This window comes from Streptomyces lycii, assembly GCF_009735685.1.
Classification (GTDB): domain Bacteria; phylum Actinomycetota; class Actinomycetes; order Streptomycetales; family Streptomycetaceae; genus Streptomyces; species Streptomyces lycii.
Genome location: NZ_WHPN01000312.1, coordinates 1 through 24159 on the forward strand (window position 1 = coordinate 1; position 24159 = coordinate 24159).

At 73.6% G+C, this 24159-nt stretch carries 24 protein-coding genes and 1 riboswitch; of the genes, 11 read left to right on the forward strand and 13 right to left on the reverse strand.

Annotation, left to right across the window (positions count from 1 at the left end):
- Positions 1 to 9 precede the first annotated feature (9 nt).
- From GCU69_RS18895 to GCU69_RS18910, 4 genes are all read left to right on the forward strand, one after another.
- Complete coding sequence (locus GCU69_RS18895) at positions 10 to 717, forward strand: response regulator transcription factor (protein ID WP_098750129.1); 708 nt, start codon at positions 10 to 12, stop codon at positions 715 to 717.
- A complete protein-coding gene (locus GCU69_RS18900; RefSeq protein WP_218037952.1) occupies positions 714 to 2183 on the forward strand; it encodes a sensor histidine kinase in 1470 nt (489 codons plus the stop codon). Before GCU69_RS18895 ends, GCU69_RS18900 begins: the two co-directional genes overlap by 4 nt.
- Positions 2184 to 2470: 287 nt before the next feature.
- Positions 2471 to 3265, forward strand: coding sequence for an SDR family NAD(P)-dependent oxidoreductase (locus GCU69_RS18905; protein WP_098750128.1), 795 nt, complete (start codon positions 2471 to 2473; stop codon positions 3263 to 3265).
- 243 nt (positions 3266 to 3508) lie between these two features.
- Positions 3509 to 4111, forward strand: coding sequence for a TetR/AcrR family transcriptional regulator (locus GCU69_RS18910; RefSeq protein WP_098750142.1), 603 nt, complete (start codon positions 3509 to 3511; stop codon positions 4109 to 4111).
- An 84-nt stretch (positions 4112 to 4195) separates the two neighbouring features.
- On the opposite strand, the gene GCU69_RS18915 is transcribed toward GCU69_RS18910, so the two are convergent.
- Together GCU69_RS18915 and GCU69_RS18920 are read right to left on the reverse strand one after the other, a co-directional pair.
- Positions 4196 to 6019 (reverse strand): cholesterol oxidase substrate-binding domain-containing protein, encoded by a 1824-nt coding sequence (locus tag GCU69_RS18915; RefSeq protein WP_156206693.1) that lies wholly within the window; start codon positions 6017 to 6019, stop codon positions 4196 to 4198.
- Positions 6020 to 6218: 199 nt separating this feature from the next.
- Positions 6219 to 7187: a right-handed parallel beta-helix repeat-containing protein gene (locus tag GCU69_RS18920; protein WP_156206694.1), complete on the reverse strand. Its 969-nt coding sequence runs from the start codon at positions 7185 to 7187 to the stop codon at positions 6219 to 6221.
- 248 nt (positions 7188 to 7435) lie between these two features.
- On the opposite strand from GCU69_RS18920, the gene GCU69_RS18925 reads away from it, so the two are divergent.
- Positions 7436 to 7786: a hypothetical protein gene (locus GCU69_RS18925; RefSeq protein WP_107644830.1), complete on the forward strand. Its 351-nt coding sequence runs from the start codon at positions 7436 to 7438 to the stop codon at positions 7784 to 7786.
- Here GCU69_RS18925 and GCU69_RS18930 read toward each other — a convergent pair.
- The 5 genes from GCU69_RS18930 to GCU69_RS18950 form a co-directional block, all read right to left on the reverse strand.
- Positions 7758 to 7964, reverse strand: a complete 207-nt coding sequence (locus tag GCU69_RS18930) for a hypothetical protein (protein ID WP_098750125.1) — start codon at positions 7962 to 7964, stop codon at positions 7758 to 7760. The genes GCU69_RS18925 and GCU69_RS18930 overlap by 29 nt on opposite strands.
- 69 nt (positions 7965 to 8033) lie before the next feature.
- Positions 8034 to 8468, reverse strand: a complete 435-nt coding sequence (locus GCU69_RS18935) for a VOC family protein (RefSeq protein WP_098750124.1) — start codon at positions 8466 to 8468, stop codon at positions 8034 to 8036.
- A gap of 35 nt (positions 8469 to 8503) precedes the next feature.
- Positions 8504 to 9757 (reverse strand): cytochrome P450 family protein, encoded by a 1254-nt coding sequence (locus tag GCU69_RS18940; protein ID WP_098750123.1) that lies wholly within the window; start codon positions 9755 to 9757, stop codon positions 8504 to 8506.
- A gap of 192 nt (positions 9758 to 9949) precedes the next feature.
- A complete protein-coding gene (locus tag GCU69_RS18945) occupies positions 9950 to 11026 on the reverse strand; it encodes a transglycosylase family protein (protein WP_098750122.1) in 1077 nt (358 codons plus the stop codon).
- A 5-nt stretch (positions 11027 to 11031) separates the two neighbouring features.
- Positions 11032 to 11205: riboswitch (cyclic di-AMP (ydaO/yuaA leader) on the reverse strand.
- A 512-nt stretch (positions 11206 to 11717) separates the two neighbouring features.
- A complete protein-coding gene (locus GCU69_RS18950) occupies positions 11718 to 12230 on the reverse strand; it encodes a Repetin (protein WP_408055821.1) in 513 nt (170 codons plus the stop codon).
- Between the two features lie 427 nt (positions 12231 to 12657).
- Here GCU69_RS18950 and GCU69_RS32705 point away from each other — a divergent pair, with 427 nt between their 5' ends.
- Positions 12658 to 12825, forward strand: a complete 168-nt coding sequence (locus GCU69_RS32705; protein WP_170315883.1) for a hypothetical protein — start codon at positions 12658 to 12660, stop codon at positions 12823 to 12825.
- A gap of 52 nt (positions 12826 to 12877) precedes the next feature.
- On the opposite strand, the gene GCU69_RS18960 is transcribed toward GCU69_RS32705, so the two are convergent.
- The 6 genes from GCU69_RS18960 to GCU69_RS18985 form a co-directional block, all read right to left on the reverse strand.
- Entirely contained in the window at positions 12878 to 13174 is a 297-nt protein-coding gene (locus tag GCU69_RS18960; protein WP_156206696.1) for an MTH1187 family thiamine-binding protein, read from the reverse strand.
- Positions 13175 to 13252: 78 nt separating this feature from the next.
- Positions 13253 to 14560: an MFS transporter gene (locus tag GCU69_RS18965; RefSeq protein ID WP_176604605.1), complete on the reverse strand. Its 1308-nt coding sequence runs from the start codon at positions 14558 to 14560 to the stop codon at positions 13253 to 13255.
- Positions 14561 to 14720: 160 nt separating this feature from the next.
- On the reverse strand, positions 14721 to 15632 hold the full coding sequence (locus GCU69_RS18970) for a helix-turn-helix domain-containing protein (RefSeq protein ID WP_098750118.1): 912 nt from the start codon (positions 15630 to 15632) through the stop codon (positions 14721 to 14723).
- Positions 15633 to 15663: 31 nt separating this feature from the next.
- Complete coding sequence (locus GCU69_RS18975) at positions 15664 to 15918, reverse strand: DUF397 domain-containing protein (protein ID WP_098750117.1); 255 nt, start codon at positions 15916 to 15918, stop codon at positions 15664 to 15666.
- Between the two features lie 138 nt (positions 15919 to 16056).
- A complete protein-coding gene (locus GCU69_RS18980) occupies positions 16057 to 16899 on the reverse strand; it encodes an SAM-dependent methyltransferase (protein WP_156206697.1) in 843 nt (280 codons plus the stop codon).
- 203 nt (positions 16900 to 17102) lie between these two features.
- Entirely contained in the window at positions 17103 to 17738 is a 636-nt protein-coding gene (locus GCU69_RS18985; RefSeq protein ID WP_098750116.1) for a DUF4360 domain-containing protein, read from the reverse strand.
- Positions 17739 to 18244: 506 nt separating this feature from the next.
- On the opposite strand from GCU69_RS18985, the gene GCU69_RS18990 reads away from it, so the two are divergent.
- The 5 genes from GCU69_RS18990 (at position 18245) to GCU69_RS19010 (ending at position 23764) form a co-directional block, all read left to right on the forward strand.
- Complete coding sequence (locus GCU69_RS18990; RefSeq protein WP_098750139.1) at positions 18245 to 19069, forward strand: class I SAM-dependent methyltransferase; 825 nt, start codon at positions 18245 to 18247, stop codon at positions 19067 to 19069.
- A 550-nt stretch (positions 19070 to 19619) separates the two neighbouring features.
- Positions 19620 to 20156 carry a Dps family protein gene (locus GCU69_RS18995; RefSeq protein ID WP_176604606.1) on the forward strand — a complete coding sequence of 179 codons (537 nt, stop codon included), beginning with the start codon at positions 19620 to 19622 and terminating at the stop codon, positions 20154 to 20156.
- 37 nt (positions 20157 to 20193) lie between these two features.
- Positions 20194 to 21423: a lycopene cyclase family protein gene (locus GCU69_RS19000; RefSeq protein WP_235978563.1), complete on the forward strand. Its 1230-nt coding sequence runs from the start codon at positions 20194 to 20196 to the stop codon at positions 21421 to 21423.
- A gap of 41 nt (positions 21424 to 21464) precedes the next feature.
- Positions 21465 to 22190, forward strand: a complete 726-nt coding sequence (locus tag GCU69_RS19005) for a class I SAM-dependent methyltransferase (RefSeq protein WP_098750137.1) — start codon at positions 21465 to 21467, stop codon at positions 22188 to 22190.
- A complete protein-coding gene (locus GCU69_RS19010) occupies positions 22187 to 23764 on the forward strand; it encodes an FAD-dependent oxidoreductase (protein ID WP_156206698.1) in 1578 nt (525 codons plus the stop codon). The genes GCU69_RS19005 and GCU69_RS19010 overlap by 4 nt, the downstream gene beginning before the upstream one ends.
- The last annotated feature ends 395 nt before the right edge of the window (positions 23765 to 24159 follow it).

Here is a 24159-nt window from a genome sequence, read left to right on the forward strand (position 1 = left end):
GGTCAGACGATGACGCCCCGAGGTGCCGAACGACTGCTGGTGGTGGACGACGAACCCACCGTCCGCGAACTGCTCTCCGCGACCCTGCGTTTCGCCGGATTCCGCGTCAGCTCCGCGTCGACCGGCGCCGAAGCGGTCGCCGCCGCCACCGGGGAACCCCCCGACCTGGTCCTGCTCGACGTCATGCTGCCGGACATGGACGGCTTCGAGGTCGTGCGGCGGCTGCGGGAAGAGCGCCCGCGCGGCCGTGACGCGCCGCTGCCCGTCCTCTTCCTCACCGCCCGGGACCGCCAGGCCGACAAGGTCACCGGGCTCTCCCTCGGCGCCGACGACTACGTCACCAAGCCCTTCGACCTGGAGGAACTGATCGCCCGGATCCGCGCGATCCTCCGCCGCACCACAGGCCACCGGGCCGACCTGCTGGCCGTGGGCGCGCTCACGCTCGACACCGAGGGGCACCAGGTGACCCGGTCCGGCCTGCCGGTGCGGGTCTCCCCCACCGAGTTCCGGCTGCTGCGCTACCTGATGGACAACGCCGGGCGCGTGGTGTCCAAGGCCCAGATCCTCGACCGCGTGTGGGCGTACGACTTCGGGGGCGACGCCAGCATCGTCGACACCTACATCTCCTACCTGCGGCGGAAGGTCGACACCGAGGAGCCCAAGCTCATCCACACGGTGCACGGCGTGGGCTACGTGATACGCGAGCCCCGGCAGTGAGGCAGCTGCTGGGCCGGTTCTCGCTGCGCGCCAAACTGCTGCTGCTCACCGCCGGTCTGCTGCTGTCCGGGCTCGGCCTCACCAGCGCCGTCGTCTCCGACCACCTGGAGCGCTACCAGGTCGACCGGATCGACAGCCAGCTCCGCTCCCTCACCGCGCTCGTCTCCCGCGTGCCGGCCACCGGCCCGCCCGACCTGGGGAGCGCCACGGGCCGCCCCGAACTGCTCCGCCCCGGGCTCGACCTGTTCGGCGCGCCGTATCTGGCGTATCTGGACACCGGCGGCGCGGTCACGGGTGACGTCCACTCCCCCCGGCCGGCCAGACCGGTTCTGCCGCAGCGGGACACGCTGCGTACGGTCCCCACCACGGGGGAGGCCGTCGACCTGCCCGCCGCCGACGGCTCGGGCCGCTGGCGTGCCGTGGCCCGGCCGACGACCGGACGGGAGGGAACGGTGATCGCGGCGGCGCCGCTCGCCGAGGTGGAGGCCACCATCTCCCGGCTCCGGACCAGCAGTCTGGTCAGCGGCGCCGCGCTGCTCGTCCTGCTGACCGCGGCAGGCTGGTTCGCGCTCGGCCGGGGCCTGCGGCCGCTGCGGCGCATCGAGCACACGGCGGCCGCGATCGCCGGCGGTGACCTCGCCCGTCGCGTGCCCGAACTCGCCGCACCGCACACCGAGATCGGGCACCTCGCGGCATCCCTCAACACCATGCTCGGCCAGCTGGAGCAGGCGTTCGCCGACCGGGCCGCGTCGGAAACCCGGATGCGCACCTTCCTCTGGGACGTCAGCCACGAACTGCGCACCCCGCTCTTCGGCATCAAGGGCACAGCCGAGCTGTACCGGATGGGCGCGCTGCCCGAGCGGGCCGACGTCGAGGAGGCGATGGGCCGCATCAACCGCGAGGCGTCCCGGCTCACCGCTCTCACCGAGGACCTGCTGCTCCTCGCACAGCTCGACGAGGCGCCGGAAGCACAACTCGATCCGGCGCCGATGGACCTGCGCACCCTCGCGGGCGACGCCCGGCACGACCTGCGCGCCCTGGACCCGTCCCGCACCGTCCGGCTCACGGGTCCGGACGGCGACGGCCCGCCCGCCCCGGCCCCCGTCCACGCCGACGAGGCCCGGCTCCGGCAGGTCGTCAGCAACCTCGTCGGCAACGCCGTCGCCCACACCCCGCCCGGCACCCCGGTCCGCATCGGCGTGGGCAGCACGGGCGGTCACGCCGTACTGGAGGTCGCCGACGGGGGTCCCGGCATGACGGCCCGGGAAGCGGACCGCGTCTTCGACCGCTTCTACCGCACCGACCGTTCCCGGAACCGCTCCGGCGGCGCCGGCACCGGGCTCGGGCTGGCCATCGCCCGGTCCCTCGCCCGCGCCCACCACGGCGACATCCGCCTGGACACCTCGCCCGGCGAAGGCGCCCGCTTCCGGCTGACCCTGCCGCTGCCCGCCCCGGACCAGCGCTGAAGCACCGCAGGGCCGGGGATCTCCGGAGCCTGCCGTGTCCCCGGCCCGTCCGCCGCCGGGGAACGACCTCCCGCATACCTGCGCAGGCATGTCCCGCATACATGCGTAGGCCAGATAGATGCTTTTGCATTAACACGCGTTTGCAAGTAACGTCGCTGAAGCGGGTGGCGCACGGCGCGCCTGCGCCTCCCGGGCAGTCCGGGCGCCGGCGTGCCGGGACGCCCCCGCCGGGAGAGGCTGGGCACGCAAGCGAACCACTGGGAAACCCGAGAAAGGGGACGCCGCACATGCAGCTCGACCTGAACGGCCGCACGGCACTGGTCACCGGATCCACCCAGGGCATCGGCGCGGCGATCGCGGCCGGTCTGGCCCGCGCCGGGGCACGGGTCGCCGTCAACGGCCGCAGCGAACAGCGGGTGCGGGACGCCGTCGCGCGCCTGGCCCGGGAGGTGCCGGGCGCGGACTTCGTGCCCGCCGTGGCCGACGTGTCCACCGAGGACGGGGCGCGCCAGGTCGGCGAGGCCGTGCCGGACGCGGACATCCTGATCAACAACCTCGGGATCTTCGGCTCGGCCGACGCGCTGGAGATCAGTGACGAGGAGTGGCGGCGTTACTTCGAGGTGAACGTGCTGGCCGCCGTCCGGCTCACCCGCCTCTACCTCCCGCGCATGACCGCACAGGGATGGGGACGCGTCCAGTACATCGCCAGCGACTCAGCCGTCGTCGTCCCGGAGGAGATGATCCACTACGGCATGTCGAAGACAGCGCTGCTCGCCGTCAGCCGGGGATTCGCGAAGAAGGCCGCGGGCACCGGAGTCACCGTCAACTCGGTGATCGCCGGCCCCACGCACACCGGCGGCGTCGAGGACTTCGTCCACTCGCTCGTGGACCCGGACCTTCCCTGGGACGAGGCCCAGCGGGTCTTCATGCGCGAGCACCGCCCGCAGTCGCTGCTGCAACGGCTGATCGAGCCGGAGGAGATCGCCAACATGGTGGTCTACCTCAGCTCCGACCAGGCCTCGGCCACGACCGGCGGCGCCCTGCGGGTGGACGGCGGCTACGTCGACTCCATCCTGCCCTGAGGCCCCCGGCCCCGGCCGGCCGAAGAGCCGCCGCCGGGTCCGGTGCAGGCCGCGGCACGAGGGCACGGCGGGACCACCGCCGGCCCGCGGACCGGGAACCGGGCCGGCCGGTGCCGGGCGCGGAGCAGCCCGGACAGCATCCGCGCCGCGGCAGAACCGCGGCCGAAGGGCGACCGGGCCGCGGCCGACCGCCACCGGGGAGGACCCCCGCGGCGCCGGCACCCCGCATGGGAGCATGACGCCATGGCGCGACCGAAGAACCAGGCCGAGCGGCGGATCCAGTTGATCGCCGCGGCCACGCGGGCCGTCCTGGAGCACGGCTCCACCGGGGCGCGACTGGCCGACATCGCACAGAACGCGGGCCTGACCTCCGCCTCGGTTCTCTACTACTACCCGGACATCCGGGAACTCTTCACCGCCGTCTTCGAGCGGGGCAGCGCCGAATACTGCCTGCGCCGTGAGCGGTACGTCGCCGAAGCGGCGACCGCCGCGGAAGCACTCGGCGCCTGCGTCCGCTCCGGCGTCCCCCGCCCGGGAGTCACCGAGGAGACGAGCCGCCTGCTGTACGAGCTGGCCCCCATCGTGCTGCGCAACGAGGCCGCCGCCGCCCGCAACAACACCTTCATCGCGCGCCAGGCCGCGCTGTACGAAAAGGTGCTCCGCGACGGGCAGGAGTCGGGGGACTTCCGCCTGGCCGGACCCGCGGAGACCCTGGCGCGCGGCTTCGTGGCGCTCGAGGACGGCTACGGCATGGACGTGCTCACCGGCGCGGCCCCGGCCGACGAGGTGGAGCAGGCTCTGCTGCTCCACGCCCGCGTCATGACCGGAACGTCCGGGATCCGCTGACCCGTTGTTCCACGCGGCCGCGGGCGCCGGGGCCCGTACCGGCGCCCGGCGCCCGCCGCCACCCGCCGCGGCCCGGCCGTGCGCTCAGCCGCGCAGCAGCCGGTCGGTGAAGGAGTTGCCGAAGACCCGGTGCGGGTCGAGCCGGTCCAGGACGCCGATCGCCCGCTGCCACCGTTCGCTGCCGTACGACGCGGGCACCACGGACCCGATGACCTCCTCGTCGTCCCAGGCCGCGGTGTCCGTGTAGCCCCAGCCCTTGGACCACTCGACCCGGGCCAGGGCGTGGCCGCCGTCGAAGGTGTCCAGCAGGAAGCGTTCCAGCTCCCGGTAGAACTCGGGGGCGCCCGGCGTGGTGGGCAGGGTCAGCACGTCGATCCACACCGCGCAGTCGTACTCCGGGTGGCCGGGGTGCGGGCGGACCGCCGACAGCAGCGGCGGCCCGGCACCGGGCGCGGCGCACTCCGCGGGCTGGTCCAGTCCGCCGGCCCGGATCTCCACCTGTCCGTTCACGGGGTACCGTCCCGCCGCGGCCCAGGCCGCCAGACGCTCCCGGTAGAAGCCCGCGAACTCCGAGACGACGCGCTGGAGATCGGACCGCCGGGTGAGGATCGCGTAGCCGTTGGCGGTCTCCCGGAGCGTGGTGGGGCGCAGGTAGAACAGCAGGTGGTGGGAGGCGCCCCACAGGTCCGCCGCCAGGGTGGCGGTCAGCCCGGTCGCCGCGACGGTGTACTGCGCGGCGCCGAGGGCCGGGGCGAGATACCAGGCCGCGTCGCCCACCATCCGCCCGGCCAGCCGGGCGACCGTGGTGGGCACCGAGTCGCTGAAGGGGTAGTTGTACGGGCCGTGCACCTTCCTGGCCGTGACCGGACGCTCCGGGCTGAGGCTCCACACCTTCAGCCAGGGCCGGTCGGTGAACGCGAACCAGATCGCCTCCACCCGCCCGGACTCGTCCACGAAGTCGGCGAAGGTGTTCCCCCGGGCGGCCAGTTCGCTGCCGGGGGCGGCGAAGAGTTCGCCGGCGGTGACGTCGACGCGGCTGAGACAGCGCATCGGCGTCTCCTCCCCCGCCTGGAGGACCACCTCCACCACCAGGGAACGCCCCACGTGAGCGGCGAGCGCCTCGCATTCCTCGTCCACGCCGCGGTGGTACGTCCGCAGCACGTACTCGCCCCGGTCGGCGTCCCACACCACGGCGGTCAGGGACAGGATCAGATTGCTCAGGCTGCCGTAGGTGTGCCCCGGCCGGGCGGTCTCGCCCACGGCGGGAACGCTCGTGCCGTGGGCGTCGATGGCCAGCGTTCCGCCCAGGGTCAGCTCACCGGGCGCCGGGGTGTTGGTGACGCCGAGCCCGTGCCCGGCGAGGAAGGCCATCAGGGTCTCCAGCAGCACCCCGGTCTGCGCTCGTACGGCACCGGCCGCCCCCGGGGGCGCGGGAACCGTCTCCATCGCGGTGAGGTGCTCGGTGGTGTCCAGCAGCAGCACCCGGGCGTCGGGTCCGGTGGCCGGCGTGACGGTCAGCGGGGACCAGGTGTGGGACTTGCCGCGGGCGCGCAGCCGCCAGCCGTTGGCGTGGGCCCAGTTGGCGAGGTCGGCGAGGTCCTGCCCGCTCCGGGGAGCGCAGACCCACAGGCCCTCGTGGGTGATTTCACCGGCCCAGTTGATGTACGGGGCGCGGTGGGCCGTCAGTTGGGCGGGCAGTTCGGGCGGCGCCGCGGCAGCCGGGGCGGGGGCCGCGGACGCCGGGGCGGCGCCGCTGATCACCGTGCCCAGGGGGCCGCCGAGCGCTCCGGCCACCGCGGCGGCGCGCAGGACGCCACGCCGGGTGGGGCGGCCGGGAGCCGCGGGAGGGCCGGAGGAGGAAGAGGAGGCGTCGGGGGACGGGGAGGAAGAAGTTAACGGATCCGCCATGACGTGACGGTACGCGGCCCTCCGCCCCGCGGAGAAGGTCCGGGAGGCGAATTCGTCGGCCGGGTCTGCGCGGCACCTGCCCTCCGCCTTACCCGCCACCGGCTTCCCGCGGCGGTACGGGTGAGGCGCGTGCCCGGCCCGGCACGCGCCGCGCGGGCGGCCGGCGGCCCCGGGACCCCCCGGGACCCGGCACCCGGCGTCACGGCACCACGGGGACACCCGGATTGACCAGGCCCGCGCCGCCCTCGAATGTGTTGTCGGCCATGACGGTCGTGGGACAGCTGTCACTGTGGTCGAAGGCGTGGACGGCGTAACGGCCGGTGCCGGTGGCCCCGGTCAGATCGGCGTGGTTGCCGCGGAAGACCGTGCCGCAGCCCCAGCCGGGGTCCTGGGTGTGCACTTCGAAACCGTTGTTGGTGGTGTTGCTGCCCCTGTTGTTCTCGATGACATAGCCGTTGCCCTTCACATCCACCCACGAGTCGTCGTAGTTCTTCCCCGTCAGGCCCGTGCCGTCGAAGGTGTTGCCCGCCACCCGGCCGCCGGTCGTGCCCTCCTTGAGGTCCACCGCCTCGCCGCCCACCCCGGGCCCGATGGTGTTGTCCAGGATCTGCACCCGGTCGCTGCGGTCGGTGAGCGTGTTGGCCGTGCCGACGTACACGCCCTCGCCCATCCCCCGGCCGTCCTGCCCGGTGTCGTGGATCCGCGAGTTCCTGATCACCCCGTCGCTGCTGGAATTGCGGAAGTGGACTCCTTCCATGGTCAGGTCGTGGACGGTGACGGAGTCCACCACGACCCCCGGGGCCGCGTCGATCATGATGCCCTTCTGGGCATGGGTGAGGGTGATGCCGCGTACCGTCCAGTGGGCGGCGCCGTTCAGGTGCAGGACGTTGCCGCCACCGGAGCCGCTGCGCAGTACGGCCCGCGGGGAGCCGGTCAGGGTGATCCGCGCGTCGGCGCGAGCGGCCGTGAACGCCTTGAAGTTGCCGGTGTAAGTGCCGTCGGCGAGTTCCACGGTGTCACCCGGGGCCGCCGTCTCCAGGGCCGCCCGCAGCTCGGGGGCCGTCGAGACATGGATGACCGAGGTCTGGGAGGCCGAAGCGCCGACCGTGGCGGACGTCGCGACGGCGGCGGTGAGGGCGGCGCTCAGGAGCACGGGGCGGAGACGCATGGGGGGACCGGCCTTCCCAACGGGGCGGAACGGGCGCTGGGGCACCCGGCGGGCGATGGACGCGCGCGCCAAGCCTGACGCACCCACGGGCCGGAGTTCCAGACCGGGACCGGGACGAGGCCCGGGCGGGCCGCGGACGCCGCCGCCGGACCGCCGCACGGCCCCGGCCCGTTCGGCGCGGACCCCCGCGCTCGACCCGGCGGTGCCGGAGGGAGCCGGCACCCGCCCGGCCGCTACCATCACGCCCCATGGACACAGCCGTATACCTGCTGGTCGCGGTCGTCGCTCTGCTCGGGGCCTCGATCGAGTGGAAGCTCGGCCGGACCGACCGCAGGATCGCCCGGGTGGAACAGAAGGTCGATCTGATGTTGGAACATCTGGACATCCGGCCCGCCGGACCCGGTCTGGACCGGGTCGGGGCGCTGCTGCGGGACGGCAAGCAGGTCGCGGCCGTCAAGGCCTACCGCCGGATCACGGGTGCCGGCCTCCTGGAGGCCAAGGAGGCCGTCGACCGGATGGCGGCGGCCGGCGACGGGCGGGCCTCCGCCGGACAGCCCGCCGGCAAGCCGGTCAGCCCGGGTGGTTCGCAGGGTCGATGATCCTGTCCAGCACCTCGCGCACCGCGGAGAAGGCGGCGAAGTTCATGCTCGCCGCGAAGGCTTCGGCACGGTCCGCGTCGCCGGCCTGTTCTCTCGACCCCGCTTCCCGCTCGGCCGCCCAGTCACGGGCGGCCCGGATGCGGCGCAGCAGTTCATCGGCGTCAACGACATCGCTCATACCCTGCGCCTACCCGGACCCGGCCGCGCCCATCCCCCGGCCTCGTTCCGCCGGCCCAGCGCGCGGCCGTCACGGGCTGGTGAAGTCCGGGAGCGTGAGGGACCCGTCCGCTGCCAGTGAGAAACCGGGGTTGTGCGCGATTTCCCAGGCATGGCCGTCCGGGTCGAGGAAGATTCCCGCATAGCCGCCGTACGACGTCGTCTCCGCGGGGCGGGTCACGGTGGCCCCTCCCCGCTCCGCCGCCGCGAGGAGGTCGTCGACCTCCGCCCGGGACCGGACGTTGTGGGCGAGGGCGATGCCGCCGAAGCCGTCGGCGCGGGTGTCCCGCACGCCGCAGTCCCGCGCGAGCTTCTCCCGGCTCCACAGGACGAGCGCCATCGCGCCGGCCTGGAAGAAGACCGTCTCCTCGACCTCCTGTCCGCGCCACCCCAGATGCTCGTAGAACGCCCGGGCACGGGCGAGGTCCTCGACGCCCAGGGTGATCAGACTCACGCGCTGTTCCATCCGCTCAGCCTAGCGGCGCGGGCCGCGCGGACGGCTCAGGCGCGGTTCAGGAGTACGGGGAAGGAGTCCAGATCGTTCTGGGTGAGCACCGGGAGGTTGCGGATGTCCCGCGGCGGCACCGCCGGGCGCAGCCCGGGGAAGCGGCCGAACAGCGCCGGCAGCGCGATCGCCGCCTCCAGCCGCGACAGTGCCGCGCCGGGGCAGATGTGCGGGCCGTGGCCGAAGGAGATGTGCCGGACCGGGGTGTCGCGGTGGATGTCGAAGGCGTCGGCGTCCGGGCCGTGCGCGCCGGTGTCGCGGCCGATGGCGCGGTAGGAGATGACCACTCCGTCGCCGCGCCGGATGACGGTGCCGCCGACGTCGATGTCCTCGGTGGCGAAGCGCATCAGCAGATGGGTGGTCGGGGTGTCCCAGCGCAGCGTCTCCTCGATCACCGCCTCCCAGCCCGCTTCGCCCTCCAGGACCGTCCTCAGCTGGTCGGGGTGGGTGAGCAGCGCCCGTACGGCGTTGAGGATCAGCCCGATCGTCGTCTCGTGCCCGGCCGCCACCAGGGCCTTGAGGTTCCCGACGACCTCTTCCGCGGTCAGAGGCTCCCCTCCCTCGTCGGCGAGGATCAGGGCGCTCGTCAGGTCGGTGCCCGGCGCGGCCGTCTTCTGCCGGACCACGTCGGTGAAGATCGCGTCCAGCTCCGCGATGACGGCCAGTCGCTCGTCCTGCGGGGTGAGGACCGAGAAGAAGGCGGTGTAGAGGGTCCGCAGCCTGGGGTGCAGCGCGGGGTCGACTCCCATCAGGTGGCTGATGACGGACATGGGCAGCGGGTGGGCGAAGTCGGCCTTGAGGTCGACGGGACGGCCGTCGCCGCCCCGGTCGCCGAGATCGTCCAGGAGCCGGCCGGTGATGCCGCCGATCACGGGCCGGAGTTCTTCGAGCCTGCGCGGGGTGAGGGCCTGGGCCGTCTTCGTACGGAGACGGCGGTGTTCGGCGCCGTCCACGGTGAACATGGAACGCCCGGTGTCGATCATGCCGATGAGCGGCCACTCGTCGGTGACCCGCCCGCTCTGCCGGAGCGACCACTGGTCGATGTCCTTGACCAGACGGCTGTCCGTGAGCAGCCGGCGCGCGAGCGCGTGCGCGGTGACGGACCACGCGGGCACGCCGAGGAGTTCGATCCGCGCGAGCGGGCCCGCGGCGCGCAGCCGCGCGGTCTCGGCGTCCAGGTCCCGGACCATGGGGTCGATCGCCAACGGGCAGCCGGGGCCCGGGGTGCCGGCTGCGGGACCGGCGGTCATCGGCTTCCTCCGGGCACGGGCGGCACACCTCTCGGACGCTTCGGCATCGGGCGGCTGACGTACGGGAACCCGGGCGCATCCTAGGTGCGGGCCGCCAAGACCCGCCAGACGCCGGCCGGCCGGAAGCACGCCGGCGCCCCGGGGCCCGGGTGGAACGGTGTCCACNGCCGGCCGGGTGCTGCTGCGGGAGGATCAGTAGGGCCCGTTGACGTTGTCGATGGAGCCGTAGACGTCGGCGGCGTAGTTGCAGGCCGCGACGATGTTGGCGACCGGGTCCGACTGGTCGTTCGCGGTGCCCTCGACGTGGTAGGCGTCGAAGGTCGGCTTGATGACCTGGAGCAGGCCGATGGACGGGGTGCCGTTCTGGGCGTTGATGTCCCAGTTGTTGGTGGCGCTCGGGTCACCGCCGGACTCCCGCATGATGTTGCGGTGGATGCCCTCGTAGGTGCCCGGGATGCCGTTGGCGGACATGATGTCCAGCGCCTCACGGATCCAGCCGTCCAGGTTGTCCGGGTAGGACTGCGAGGCGGCCTGCTGCGCACCGCTCTCCGGCTCCCCGCTCTTCTCCGCCCCGCCGGCGGACTTGTCCGCCTCACCGGTCTTGCCGCTCTCGGACTGCTGCGCGGCGAGGGTGAGCTTCTGGCCCGGGAAGATCAGGTGCGGGTTGTCCCCGACGGTCTCCCGGTTGGCCTCGTAGACCGTCTCCCAGCCGCCCTCGACGTCGTGGCCGACGGCGATGCGGTGCAGCGTGTCGCCGGCCGCGACGGTGTAGGAGCCGGTGGCCGCGGGCTTCTTGCCGGACTTCTCGTCCTGCGCCGGCTCGGCGGGCTTCTTCGCACCCTGCTCCGCCTGGTCCCCGGAGCCGGTGTCGATGTCCGGGGCGCCGCTGTCCTGCTGCAGGCCGGCGGCCGGGCCGCAGGACGGCCAGGCGGTCGGGCCCTGCTGCGCGAGCAGCTTCTCGGCGGCGGCGATCTGCTGGTCCTTGGTCGCGAGGTCGGCGCGCTCCGCGTACTCGGTGCCGCCGACCGCTTCCCAGCTGGACTGCTGGAACTGCAGGCCGCCGTAGAAGCCGTTTCCGGTGTTGCTGGACCAGTTGCCGCTGCTTTCGCATTCGGCGACCTTGTCCCACACGGAGACGGGGGCGGCGTTCGCGGTGCCGGCCGCGAACAGCGGCGCCGCGAGTCCCGCGCCACCGGCCGTGAGGACGAGGCGCGAGAGATTACGGGAGTTCAGCGGTCCGTTCGGACGGCGATGACGGCCACGAGCCATGGGGGGTTTCCTCTCCGAGCGCCTGCGAGGTGAGCTGTCGGATTCGGGCTGGAGTTGCCCGGCCGTCCCGCGGCATTGGAACACCGTGAGTCCGGCTTCACCCCAAGCCGTGCACGCCTGAGGCGCGGCACGGCACGTACCTGGTTTCCCCGCTCCTGCCGATTCGACTACCGCGTGTCCTCCGGCCGGGCGGCAGGATTCGGCGTCCCGGCGGCGGAGCCCCCGCCACAGGCGGCGGGGGCGAGGACACATAAACACAACCGATTTGGGGAGACAAGGCGCGGGAATGCCATTGGATTCATGCGCCGAGTTTCGTTCCTGTATTTCGGACACGGTATGCGCTGGATCATTAGCTGCGCGTCATAACGTAAATGTTCGGCACCCCCTCAAGGTGCTGCGACCGGGGGAAAGTTGACGGAATTCCAGCGAACGGCCTTCCGCTCCGCCGTCTTCGCGCCGGGCCGCCATGTGATGCCCGGCACAATTCCGGGGAGGGCTCTCTTTACTTCTCGCCATTCAGGTCGCTAGCGCCCCTTTGCGGCCACATTGCGAATAAGTCGGACATGTGGCGCTCGTGGCGGTGTCTTCGCCGCCCTCTCCCTCCCGGCTGTCCGGCCGGGAGGGATCCGGGAGGGAACGGGCGGTCCGGGACCACCGCCCCCCGTGCGGCCGCCCCGGACTCCCTCCGGGACTACCGCTCCGGCCGCCAGGGCAGTACGCGGAAGTCGCCGCTGCCCTTCTTGACCTTCTCGAAGGGTGCGGAGCTGACGCACTTGGGCATGTCGTCGGGGGTCTCCTGGGGGAGGCCCAGCGCCGCCCAGCTGTAGCCGAGCCGGTCGTCCGCGCCGCGGTCGTGCACGGTGATGCCCACCCGCTTGCCCACCGCGTCCGCGAGGTCCCGGTCGCCCTTGGTGACGACTCCGGAGACGACCGCGACCTTCCCGCCGGTGACCAGGCAGTCGACCTCGGCCTCGGCGGACCCGCCCCAGTCGCCCAGATAGTGGCTGAAGCTGAAGGTTCCGTGGGCGCCGAGCGGGTTGTCCCGGTCCTCGGCGTCCAGGTGGGCGTCGAAGGTGAACGTGATGTCGTCGCCGGCGGACCGGTACAGCTTCGCGGTGCCGGTGAGTGCCGCCGCCTCCCGCGTCCGGGGCTCACCGGTGTCGTCCTGGGCCGCCACCGCGGAACCGGCGGCCACGGTGATCATCGTCACGGCGGTGGCGGAGATCACTCGGGTACGGAGAAACGGGCTGCGACTCATCGGCGGGCCTCTCTGGAAGAACGTCGTCCGCCCGGGTCCTCCCGGGCTCGTTCAGCTTTTCCCGCCCGGCCCGCGGGCGCATCGCGCCGGGGAGGGAATCCGGTTCCGCCGGATGGCCGTGCCCCGGCCGCGCCGTTCCGCCCAGCGGCGTACGCGTGCCTCACTCCCCCGGCGGGCACAGCGGTGCCGTGCGGGCCCGTCCGCCCGCGCCCCGGCCCGGTCCGGCGGGGAGATCTGTCGCACACCGGCCGGTGGGAGGCATGAAAGGCGGGGCCGCCGGGTAGCCGCGGGCCGGTCACGCGTAGCGTCACCCGAGCCGGATACGCCTGTACGAGCGCGACACCGCCTCGTCCGACAACGAAGGATCACGAACGTGCCTCCGACAGCTCCCAACCCGCCGATCTACCAGGACCTGGTCGACGAACACGGCGATGTCCTCGCCGAACTCCGACGGGTCATGGAGGAGACGCGGAACGCCGCGGCCGAGGCGCTCGACTGGAGCGACATGCGGGACCCCGCCACCCCGCCGCCGGGGACGTGAGCGCGGGAGCCGCCCGGGTGCCGTGAGCACCCGGGCGGCCCGCTGCCCGCTGTCACGCCCCGCCGAGGTGCCGTTCGACGGTCTCGACCTTGGCGGTGAGGCCGTCCGTGACCCCGTCCCGGATGTCCGCCTTCAGCACGACGCTGACCCGCGAGGAGCGGGCGTGCACGGCCTCGACGGCCCGCTTCACCACGTCCATGACCTCGTCCCACTCGCCCTCGACGCTGGTGAACATCGCGTCCGTGCGATGGGGCAGACCGCTGTCCCGTACGACCCGTACCGCCTCCGCCACCTCCGCCCCGACGTCCTCTCCGGTCCCGATCGGGGTCACGGAAAACGCGACGATCATCGGTGATCACTCCCTTGGCTGGTCGTTCCGCCGCGGCGGCTTGTCGCGGTCGCTTCCCATGGTCTCCGGGAAAGCGGGTCAGATCCGGTAGCGGCGGAGGGCGGGCATGGCACCGGCGAGCGCCAGCATGGCGACGACCACCAGCAGACCGCCTCCCGCGACGGCCGCGCGCGGGCCCAGCGCGGCGCCGCCCGTGCCGTGCAGCAGGTCGGCCAGGCGCGGGCCGCCGGCCACCACCACCGTGAACACGCCCTGCATGCGGCCGCGCATCTCGTCCGTGGCGGCGGACAGGAGAATCGCGCCGCGGAAGACCATCGAGACCATGTCGGCGAAGCCGGCCACCGCCAGGAAGAACACCGCGGCCCACAACCCGGCGCTGAACCCGAAGCCGGCGATCGCGACCCCCCAGACGACCACGGCGGCAATGACCATCCAGCCGTGCCGGCGGGCCCGGGAGAAGGTGCCGGACAGCAGTCCCGCGGCGACCGCGCCGACCGGGATGGCCGCGAACAGCAGCCCGAGCGCGAAACCCTCGCCCCAGGCGGCGTACGTGGTGGCCGCCAGCTGCGGGAAGAGGGCCCGCGGCATGCCCAGCACCATGGCGATGACGTCCGCGAGGAAGGAGAGCAGCAGCACCTGGTGTGCCGCGATGTAGCGGAATCCGGCCACGACCTCGCGCAGCCCGGCACGCCGGGCCGCCGGCCCGGTCAGCGGCGGCAGGGCGGGCAGCCGCCACACCGCCCAGACGGCGGCGCACAGCGCGAGCGCGTCGAGCAGATACAGCTCGGCCAGGCCGATGACGGGTATCAGCGCCCCGGCCAGCAGCGGACCTGCCACCAGGCCCGTCTGCATGACGGTGCTGCCCAGGGCGTTGGCCGCCGGAAGCTCCTCCGCCGGCACGAGCCGGGCGATGGAGGCGCTGCGCGCCGGCGCGTTCAGGCCGAAGAACGCCTGCTGCAGGGCGAGCAGGACCATCAGCGGCACCACGGAGGTGTTGCCGGCCGCGGCCTGCACCCAGAACAGCACCGAGGTGACGGCGATGCCGGTGTTGGTGACCAGCAGCAGCTTGCGCCGGTCCATGCTGTCGGCGATCGCGCCGCCCCAGAGGGCGAAGACCACCAGCGGCAGCAGCCCCGCGAAGCTCGCGTAGCCGACCCAGGCCGAGGACGCCGTGATGTCGTAGATCTGCTTGGGCACGGCGACGGCGGTGAGCTGGCTGCCGACGGCGGTGACGGTGGTGGACACCCAGAGACGGCGGTAGGCGGGGCGCCGCAGCGGCGTGGTGTCCATCATCCAGCGGCGCCATCGGGCGCGCCGGGGCTTCACCGGCCGCGGCTCGGCCTCCCCGTCCAGGCTGTCGTCGGTGCTGCACTTCCCGGTGTCCACGGCCGTCCTGGTTTCTGCGTACAACTAACAGGTCGGAATCATTGTCACACCGGTGCCGCGCCGGGCCGGCACCGCCCGGGGGGGGCGGCCCCGGGCCGACGGCCGCGCCCGCCCGGGAACGGCTCCGCCCTCGGGGCGGGCTCCGCGGCGGCAGCCCCGCTCAGCGGTACTGGCCGAGCAGGTGGCGCAGGAAGCGTCCGGTGTCCTCCGGCGGGTTCGCCGCGGTGCACAGCCGGTCCATGATCAGCATGTACTGGTCGACCTCGTGCCGCTTGTCCAGGTAGACGGCGCCCGTCAACTGCTCCAGATAGACCTTGTCCGGCAGCTGCGGATCGTCGAACCGGAGGATGGTCACCGGCGTGCCCGCCGCCGCGTTCGCCCCGACACTGAACGGCGCGATCTGCAGGCTCACCTGCGGCAGCTCCATGACGCGCAGCAGGTGTTCCAGCTGTTCCCGCATCACGTCCGGGCCGCCGAACGGCCGGCGCAGCACCGCCTCGTCGAGCACCACCCACAGCCGGGGCGGGTCCTCGCGGGTCAGCAGCCGCTGCCGTTCCATCCGCAGCCGGACCAGGCGTTCGATCCTGGCCCGCGGCCAGCCTCCGTACCCGAGCCGGGTGACGGCCCGGGCGTACGCCTCCGTCTGGAGGAGGCCGGGCAGGAACTGGACCTCGTAGGTGCGGATGAGGGCGGCCGCCTCCTCCAGGCCGAGGTGCGGTTCGAACCAGCTTTCCAGGACGTCGTTGTACGGCTGCCACCAGCCGGGGGTGTTGGCCTGCCGGGCGAGGGCGTAACACTCCTCGCGCTCGGCCGGGTCCAGCACGCCGTACAGGGTGAGCAGGTCCTCCAGGTCGCGCTCCTTGAAGCCGACCTGGCCCCGCTCCAGCCGGGTGATCTTCGCGTGGGAGCCGCGGATCCGTCCGGCCGCGTCCTCCCGGCTGACGCCGCTCGCCTGCCGCAGGGCGCGCAACCGGGCGCCCAGCACGATGCGCGCCGCCGTCGGCCGGGCCTCCTTCCGCCCGGCGTCACGCCGTGGCGACGGCGCTCCCTCCGGCTGGTTCACGGCCGCCATCTCTGCTCCTCCGGGTCGGTGTGACACCGCATCAGTCTCGCACTGATTCACCCGTTCGGTGCAGCCTGCGGCCGGCTTTGATCACCCGCAGGAAACGGTCGAGTTCGCCGCGGCTCCAGATGAGCACGGGACCCTCGGGACGGCGCGAGTCACGGACCGCGACGGCGTCCCCGGTGGGCAGGTCGGCTAGCTCGACGCAGTTGCCGCCCGGACCACTGTGTCTGCTTCTCCTCCACACCACGCCGCCGGTCCGGTCGGCCCGGACTCCGCTGCCGGTTCGCTCCATGCGGGTCTCCCTCGTCTGGCGCCGGTACGGCCGCTCCCGGCCGGCGGCTCACGGAGAGCCCACCGACAGGGGCGGTCTACCCACGCACGGGAGAACGTAATTGCAGATGTGGTTGCACCGGGGCCCATTGGCTGGGACTCACCGCTTGACGGCGACTCCGGCATACAGCGGAATGTCCCGCTCCCCCAGGACCTCCCCGCCGACCTCCACCGGCTCGGGCCGCCAGCGCTGGACCACCTGCACGCCCGGCGGCAGCAGTTCCAGACCGTCGAAGAACCGGGTGACTTCTTCCTTGGTCCGCGGGTGCACGTTCGAGCCCTTGGCCCGGAAGTTCGTCGACACCTCGTCGAGCGCCTCGGGTTCGAAATCATGGGTCGCGTGGGTCAGCGCCAGGCAGCTCCCGGCCGGAAAGGCGTCGAGAATCCTGCCGACGAGGGCGTACGGATCGTGGCCCTCCGGAAGCCAGTGGAGCACCGCGACGAGCGTCAGGGCGACCGGCTCGTCGAAATCGATGGTCCGGCGCAGCGTCTCATCGGCGAGAATGGAATCCGGGTCGCACAGGTCGGCCTCGATATAGGCCGTGCGCCCCTCGGGGTGACTGGTGTGCAGCGCCCGTGAATGGGCCAGCACGATCGGATCGTTGTCGGCGTAGACAATCCTCGCCGTGGGAAGGACCGACTGGACGATTTCGTGGAGATTCGGGGACGTCGGTATTCCGGTTCCGATGTCGAGGAATTGGCGGACGCCCGCCTCCGTCGCCAGACAGCGGGCGGCACGGTGCATGAAAGACCGGTTCTGGCGGGCGATCACAGCGGCGTTGGGCAGGGCGGCGAGCGTCTCCTCGGCCGCGATCCGGTCAGCCGGGTAGTTGGTCTTGCCACCCAGCAGCACGTCGTACACACGGGCCGCATGGGGTCGGTCCGTACGCAGTTCGACCGGTGGTGCAGCCTTCTCCGACATCCATTCCCCGCCACCGGCCATGCCCAGCACTCCCCTTTCCGCCCGCGCACGCGCGGGCCGCCCGCCAACTCCTCCGTTCACCCTAGTGGTTGAGCCCCGGACCGGAACGGCGTGCGCGCAAAGCGCGCCGCCGGGACCCCGGGCCGGTTCCCGGTGAGGCGCCGCGCCGGGCGGTGGACGCGGTTCCGCCGGCGCTGGGCGCCTCACCGGGCGGGGTCAGCGGGTCAGCACTTCTTGTAAGCGATCTGGTAGGCGGCGTCCGGCAGGCCGGAGGAGCGCATCGCCAGGAAGCTGGGCGAGGTGGTGTTGTCCGAGGAGCCGCCGTTCACCCGGAGTTCGGTGTTGATGTTGAGATTCCGCTCGTCACCGCAGGGCGCCCACAGGACGTCGTCGCTGTCGCTGTCCGTCGTACGCCAGGAGCCCTGGTAGGGGCCGGTGAAGCTGCGGGAGTGCACGACGCCGTCCGAGTCCCCCTGGAAGTAGTACTCGGTCCGCTGGAGACCGGTCGCACCCTTCTTCAGGAACGTGTAGCCGCGGTGTTCGAGACCGAGAACGGCATAGGTGTAGCCGGAGGGCACATCGATCTGGAGCGACAACTGGCAGTTCTTGCGGAAGTCGATCGGTTCACCGCCCAGGCCCACCTGCGCGATGTAGTCGCTGTAGGTCACGCTGAACGAGGCGTTGTCCGACGCCACGTCGACTCTGGCTGTTCCTGACGGACAGCCGGAACCGTTGACCGTGACCACCTCCACCTCGGCCGTGACGCTCGGGGTCTCCTCCACCACGGGCGCGCTCTGCACGGAAAGGGCGGAGGCGAACAACGCCGCCGCCGCTCCGCCGGCGGCAATGATTCCAGGCATGACTCTCCTATCGGTCGTACGGGATCATGACGAAGACGCCGGCACCGCCGCCCGTATGGAGAGCGCGCCGCGCTCCACCTCACCGGCTCTTCGGAACTGTTCTGCGCGCGCACAACTCTGCAACGCTCCCCGCAGCCCGTCCTTCGGACTGCGCGGCGGCTCCCCTCGCACGGAGATGCTCCTCGGCGCACGCGGCTCAACGTGGGGGGCAGCCGGCGGGGTCGGAGGAAGAGCGGCGCCGTACGGCACGCACGGGCCGGTCGTCCACTCCTGCGTGGGAGCGCTCCCATAGTAGAGGGGGCGCGCCTGCCGGGGAAGATGCGATACGGACCGCACGAGAACAGGCCGGAAAGCATCGCTGCGGTCTCCCCATACCGGGTGTTTCCGCCGGGATGTCAGGGAATCCGGCCGCCGCCTGCCCCCCTCGGTAGGGTGCGGGGATGACCGGTTCACCGCCGTGGGAGACACCGCCCGGCTCCCGGGACCTCACCCCCGGGACCCGGCGGATGATGCGCGCCAACGAGGCCAACTGGGACGCCCGGACCCCCGTACACCTCGCCAGCGGCTTCTACGGCGTGCGGGACCCGGAGAGCCCGGCGGACCCGGAGCGCTGGTTCGCCCCCTTCGAGTGGGAGGACATCGGGGATCCCGCCGGGCGCGACGTCCTCCATCTCCAGTGCCATCTGGGGACGGAGACCATGGCCTTCGCCGCACGCGGAGCCCGTACGGTCGGACTGGACTTCTCCGCGGCCTCGGTCACCGCCGCCCGCAGGCTCGCGGACCGCGCCGGCCGGCCCGTCGAATACGTCCGGGCCAATGTCTACGACGCGCCCGGAGCCCTGGGCGACCGCCGGTTCGACCTGGTCTACACGGGCAAGGGCGCGCTGTGCTATCTGCCGGACCTCGAGCGCTGGGCCGCGGTCGTCTCCCGGCTGCTGCGTCCCGGCGGGCGGCTGTACGTGGTGGAGTTCCATCCGCTCCTCAACGCCCTCGGCCCCAAGCCGGCGGAGGGCGAGGGCCCGGAACTCCTGCTGCGCCACGACTATCTGGGCGGCGCCGGCCCGCGGCTGCGGGACGCCACCCACACGTACACGGACGGCCCCGCCGTCCAGGGGGCCACCAGCAGCTACGAGTGGATGCACGGGCTGGGCGAGGTCGTGAACGCGCTGGCCGGCGCGGGACTGGTGACGCGCCGGCTCCGGGAGAGCGACGAGCTGTTCTGGCCCCGGTGGGCGCGGATGGAAGGCACCGCCCACGGCACCTGGCGGCTGCCGGACGGTGAGCCGCGGATCCCGCTGGTGTACGCGCTGCTCGCCGAGCGGCAGGGCTGACCCGGGGCGCCGGCCCGTAGCGCGGCGGCAGCGGCGGCAGCGGCTCGGTCCTGGCGGGGGACACGGACGGGGCATGTCCCGCGCGGCCGGAGTGTCACCGGAGAGGCCCGGCCCTGCTGCCGGTCGGGATCCCGGTCCGGGTGCCGAACATGGTGCCGTACCGGGTGCCGGACCAGGGCCGGTCCGGGTGCCGCGCCTGGTACCGGCCCGGGTGCCGTACGGCCACGGCGGCCGGTTCCCCGCCGGGCACGCCCCGCAACCGGACACGGCCCGCCGCCGGCACGCCCTTGCAACCGGACACGGCCTGTCCGCCGGGCACCGGACACGGTGACGCCGCCTCGCCGGTCCGGGTGCCGGGCGTCCGCGGCGCGCGTGAGCGGCCCGGTTCGCGGCGCGGCCGGGGCCCCGACGGGAGAGTTTGAGGGGGTATTTCCGGTGGTACCCCTGTGGCTCGGCCCGGCGTCCGGCTCCGGGCCCGCGTGTGGACCGCTCAAGGAGAGATGCCGTGGCCTCGCAAGCCGACTCCCCGCCCACCTACACCGTTCCCGGCATGACCACCTCGCAAGGGGCGGAGGTCATCGAGCTGCTGCGGATGCGGCTGCACGCTCTCAACGACCTCGCCCTGACGCTCAAGCACGTGCACTGGAATGTCGTCGGCCCGCACTTCATCGCGGTGCACGAGATGCTCGACCCGCAGGTCACCGCGGTGCGTGAGATGGCGGACGCCACCGCCGAGCGCATCTCCACGCTCGGCGGCGAACCGGTCGGCACGCCCGGCGCCCTGGTCGCCGAGCGGACCTGGAGCGACTACGCGATCGGACGTGCGGAGTCGATCGAGCATCTGGGCGCCCTCGACATGGTCTACACGGGTGTCATCGAGGACCACCGGGCCGCGGTGCGCGCCACCGACGAGCCCGACCCGATCACCCAGGACCTGCTGATCGAACAGCTCCGCAGCCTCGAACTGTTCCAGTGGTTCATCCGCGCCCATCTGGAGAACTCCGGCGGCCGGCTCAGCACGCAGGCGCAGACCAGCGAGACGGGTGCCGCGCGCAAGGCCGGCGAGCAGGCACGCAACCAGCCGTGACCGCGGGCCCGGCGGCCGGCGGAGGGGAGGGCACGACGTGGGCCGGACCGACGCGGTCGCGGCGGACCTGGACGTGGACGTGGCCGTCATCGGGGCCGGGGCCGCGGGGCTGTCCCTCCTCGCCGCCCTGTCGGAACGCACCGCGCCGGACGGCCGTCCCTGGAGCGTCGCCTGCGTGGACCCCGGCCCCGGCGCCGGGCCCGGACGGCGCACCTGGTGTTTCTGGGAGCCGGCCGGCGGCCGGTACGACCGGGCGGTGGCGCACAGCTGGCGGCGGCTGCGGGTGGTCGGCCCGGGCGGCGCGGAGGTCGGCGCGGACCTGGGCTCGCTGCGGTACAAGATGCTGCCCTCCGACCGCTTCGAGGAACTGCTGGACGGATGGTTCGCACAGTGCGCGCTGCCGCCGCTGCGGGTGACGGCCGTCGCCGGCGAGGTGGCGGACGGCCACGACCGGGCGGTGGTCCGGGGCCGGACCGCCGGCGGCGGGGAGGTCCGGGTGCGCGCGCGGTGGGTCTTCGACTCGCGGCCGGCCGCCCCTCCCCCGGCCCGCACCACCCTGCTGCAGCACTTCCGCGGCTGGTTCCTGCGGGCGGAGCACGACGTGTTCGACCCCGGGGCGGTCACGCTGATGGATTTCCGCACCCCGCAGCCCGCACACGGCGTCTCCTTCGGCTACGTGCTGCCGTGGACGGCCCGCGACGCGCTCGTGGAGTACACGGAGTTCTCCCCGGCGCCGCTCAGCCGTGCGGCGTACGACGCCGCGCTCGCCCACTACACGCGGGCGGTGCTCGGCGTACGGGCTGCCGGGGTCACGGACACCGAGCAGGGCGTCATCCCGATGACGGACGCCGTCTTCCCGCGGCGCACGGGGAAGCGGGTGTTCCGCATCGGTGCGGCCGGCGGGGCCACGCGCCCGGCCACGGGGTACACGTTCGCGGCCGTCCAGCGCCAGACGGCGGGCATCGTGCGCCGCCTGTGCGCGGGACGGACTCCGCTGCCGCCGCGGCCGCACCGGCGGAGGCACCGGATGATGGACGCCGCGCTGCTCCGCGCGCTGGACACCGGGCGGCTGGACGGCCCGGTCTACTTCGAGCAGCTGTTCGCCGGCAATCCGCCGCCGCGGCTGCTGCGGTTCCTCGACGGCACGTCGGCCGTCCGGGAGGAGGCCGCCGTGGTGCTCAGCGCGCGGTCGGCCGTGCTCCCGATGCTGCGCACGGCCGCCGAACTGCCCCTGCTGCCCAGGCGCCCCGCGCCCGGCACCCCGTGACCCGGCTGCCGCCGGGCGGCCCCGAAGGGACCTCCCCCACCATGACCCAACTGCGGGACGGCGCGTTGTCCGCCGCCTTCGACCGCGCCTCCGGCTCGTACGACCGGCTGGTCGGTGCCAGTCCCGGCTACCACGCCCAGCTGCGGCTGTCGGCCCGGCGGCTGCAGCTCCCCGGCCGCGGCGAGGGGTTGCGCGTGCTGGACCTGGGCTGCGGTACGGGCGCGTCCACCGCGGCGCTGCTGGCGGTGGCGCCGCGGGCCCGGATCACCGCGGCCGACGCGTCGGCCGGCATGCTCGGGCGGGCCGCCGCCAAACGCTGGGCCGGGGACGTGGAGTTCGTGCACGCCGCGGCCGAGGAGCTGGGGAGCGGGGCGTTGCGGGGGCCGTTCGACGCGGTGTTCGCCGCCTATCTGCTGCGGAACGTGCCGGCACCGGACGCCGTCCTGCGCGGTACGCGGTCGGTGCTGCGGCCCGGCGGCCGGCTGGGGGTGCACGAGTACGCGCTGTCGGGCTCGCCCCGGCACCGGGCCGTCTGGTCCGCCCTGTGCTGGGGCGTGGTGATTCCGGCGGGCGCGCTCAGCCGCGGTGGCCCGGGCCTGTACCGCTATCTGTGGCGCAGTGTGCTGGACTTCGACACGGCGCCGGCCTTCCGGACCCGGCTCGCCGCGGCGGGCTTCGACGGTGTGCGCGCCGCGCCGGTGCCCGGCTGGCAGCGCGGCATCGTGCACACGTTCGTCGCGAACGCCCCGTCGGGGGCCGGCCGGTGAGGGCCGGTGTGCCGGGGCGCGACCGGAGGGCCCGCCGCATCGACCCACGGCCGGGGACGGCCGCCGTGACCGGCCAGGCGCCGCGGGTGGCGGTCGCGGGCGGCGGTATCGCGGGGCTGTCGGCGGCGACGGTGCTGGCGGAGCGCGGTGTGCGCGTCGTGCTGTACGAACGCCGGGAGGAACTCGGGGGGCGGCTGGCCGGATGGCCGACGCGGCTCGCGGACGGTTCACCGGTCACCATGAGCCGCGGTTTCCACGCCTTCTTCCGCCAGTACTACAACCTGCGCGCGCTGTTGCGCCGTGCCGATCCCCGGCTGCGCACGCTGGCGCCGTTGCCGGACTATCCGCTGCGGCACAGCCGCGGGCACGGTGACAGCTTCGCCGGGCTGCCCCGGACTCCCCCGTGGAATGCCCTGGGCTTCGTCGCGCGCAGCCCCACGTTCGGCTGGCGGGGGCTGGCCGGGATGCGGCCGCGTGCCGCGCTGCGGCTGCTGGACGTGCGGGTGCCGGACGTCTACCGGCGGCTGGACGGCGTCAGCGCCCAGGACTTCCTGCGTGAGATCCGCTTTCCGCCGGACGCCCGGCATCTGGCCTTCTCCGTGTTCTCCCGGAGCTTCTTCTCCGCCCCCGGGGAGCTGTCGGCCGCCGAACTGGCGCTGATGTTCCACATCTACTTCCTCGGTTCGGCCGAGGGCCTGCTCTTCGACGTGCCGGACGAGCCGTTCCCCGCGGCGCTGTGGGACCCGCTGGAGCGGTATCTGCGGGAGCGGCTCGGGGTGGAGATCCGGACCGGCTCGGCCGTGGAGTCCGTACTGCCCCGGGGGGAGAGAGGCTTGCTGGTCGGTTGCGGCTCGGGCGCGGGGTCGGTTTCCGGGTCCGGGTCCGGGTCCGGGTCCGGTGAGGAGCTGTACGACGCCGTGGTGCTGGCCGCCGACGTCGCGGGGCTGCGCGCTCTGGTGGCACGCTCGCCCGGGCTGGGCGGCGGCCCGTGGCGCGAACGAGTGGCCGCGGCCCGGACCGCACCGCCGTTCCTCGTCAGCCGGCTGTGGCTGGACCGGCCGGTGGCCGCGGAACGGCCCGGATTCCTCGGCACCGGCGGATACGGGGAGCTGGACAACGTCAGCGTGCTGGAGCGCTGGGAGGGCGAGGCGGCCCGGTGGGCGGCGCGCACCGGCGGGTCGGTGGTGGAACTGCACGCGTACGCCCTGGATCCGCTCGACGACCCGGCCGCCGTGCGGCGGAGGCTGGTCGGGCAGCTGCACCAGGTCTATCCGGAGACCCGGCGCGCCGAAGTCGTGGACGTACGGGACGAGTGGCGCGCGGACTGCCCGCTCTTCCCGGTCGGCGGCTATCCGGACCGGCCGGAGATCCGCACCGGGGACCCCCGGGTGGTGGCGGCGGGCGACGCGGTGCGGGTGGAGCTGCCGGTGGCGCTGATGGAGCGGGCGGCGACGACGGGGTTCCTCGCGGCCAACGCGCTGCTGGAGCGGTGGGGTGTGCGGGGTGAACCGGTGTGGACGGTCCCTCCGGCGGGCCGGCCGGCTCTGTTCCGGGCGCTGGCGCGGCTGTCCTGACGCCCCGTGCGCACGGCCGGCCCGCGGGCCCCGGTCCGAGGCCGGTCGGAGGCCGGTCGGAGGCCGGTCGGAGGCCGGTCGGAGGCCGGTCGGAGGCCGGTCCGACGGCGGCCCGACGGAAGCCACACCGGCGCGGCGGACTGCGCACCCCGGCCCCGGCCACCCCCGCCAACTCGTCACCCCGCCAACTCGTCACCCGCCACCCCGCCACCGCGGCGCCCCGTGCGACCACCCGCCACTCGGTCGCCCGCTCGCCCGGCCCCCGTCACGGCTCCGCGCCCGCTCCCCCGCGCCCCCTCGCCCAACCCTGCAGCCGGTCGGTCGCTCAACCGTGCAGCCGGTCGGGCGGTCGGACGGTCGGACGGTCAACCGTGCACCCCGCCACCCCGTCACCC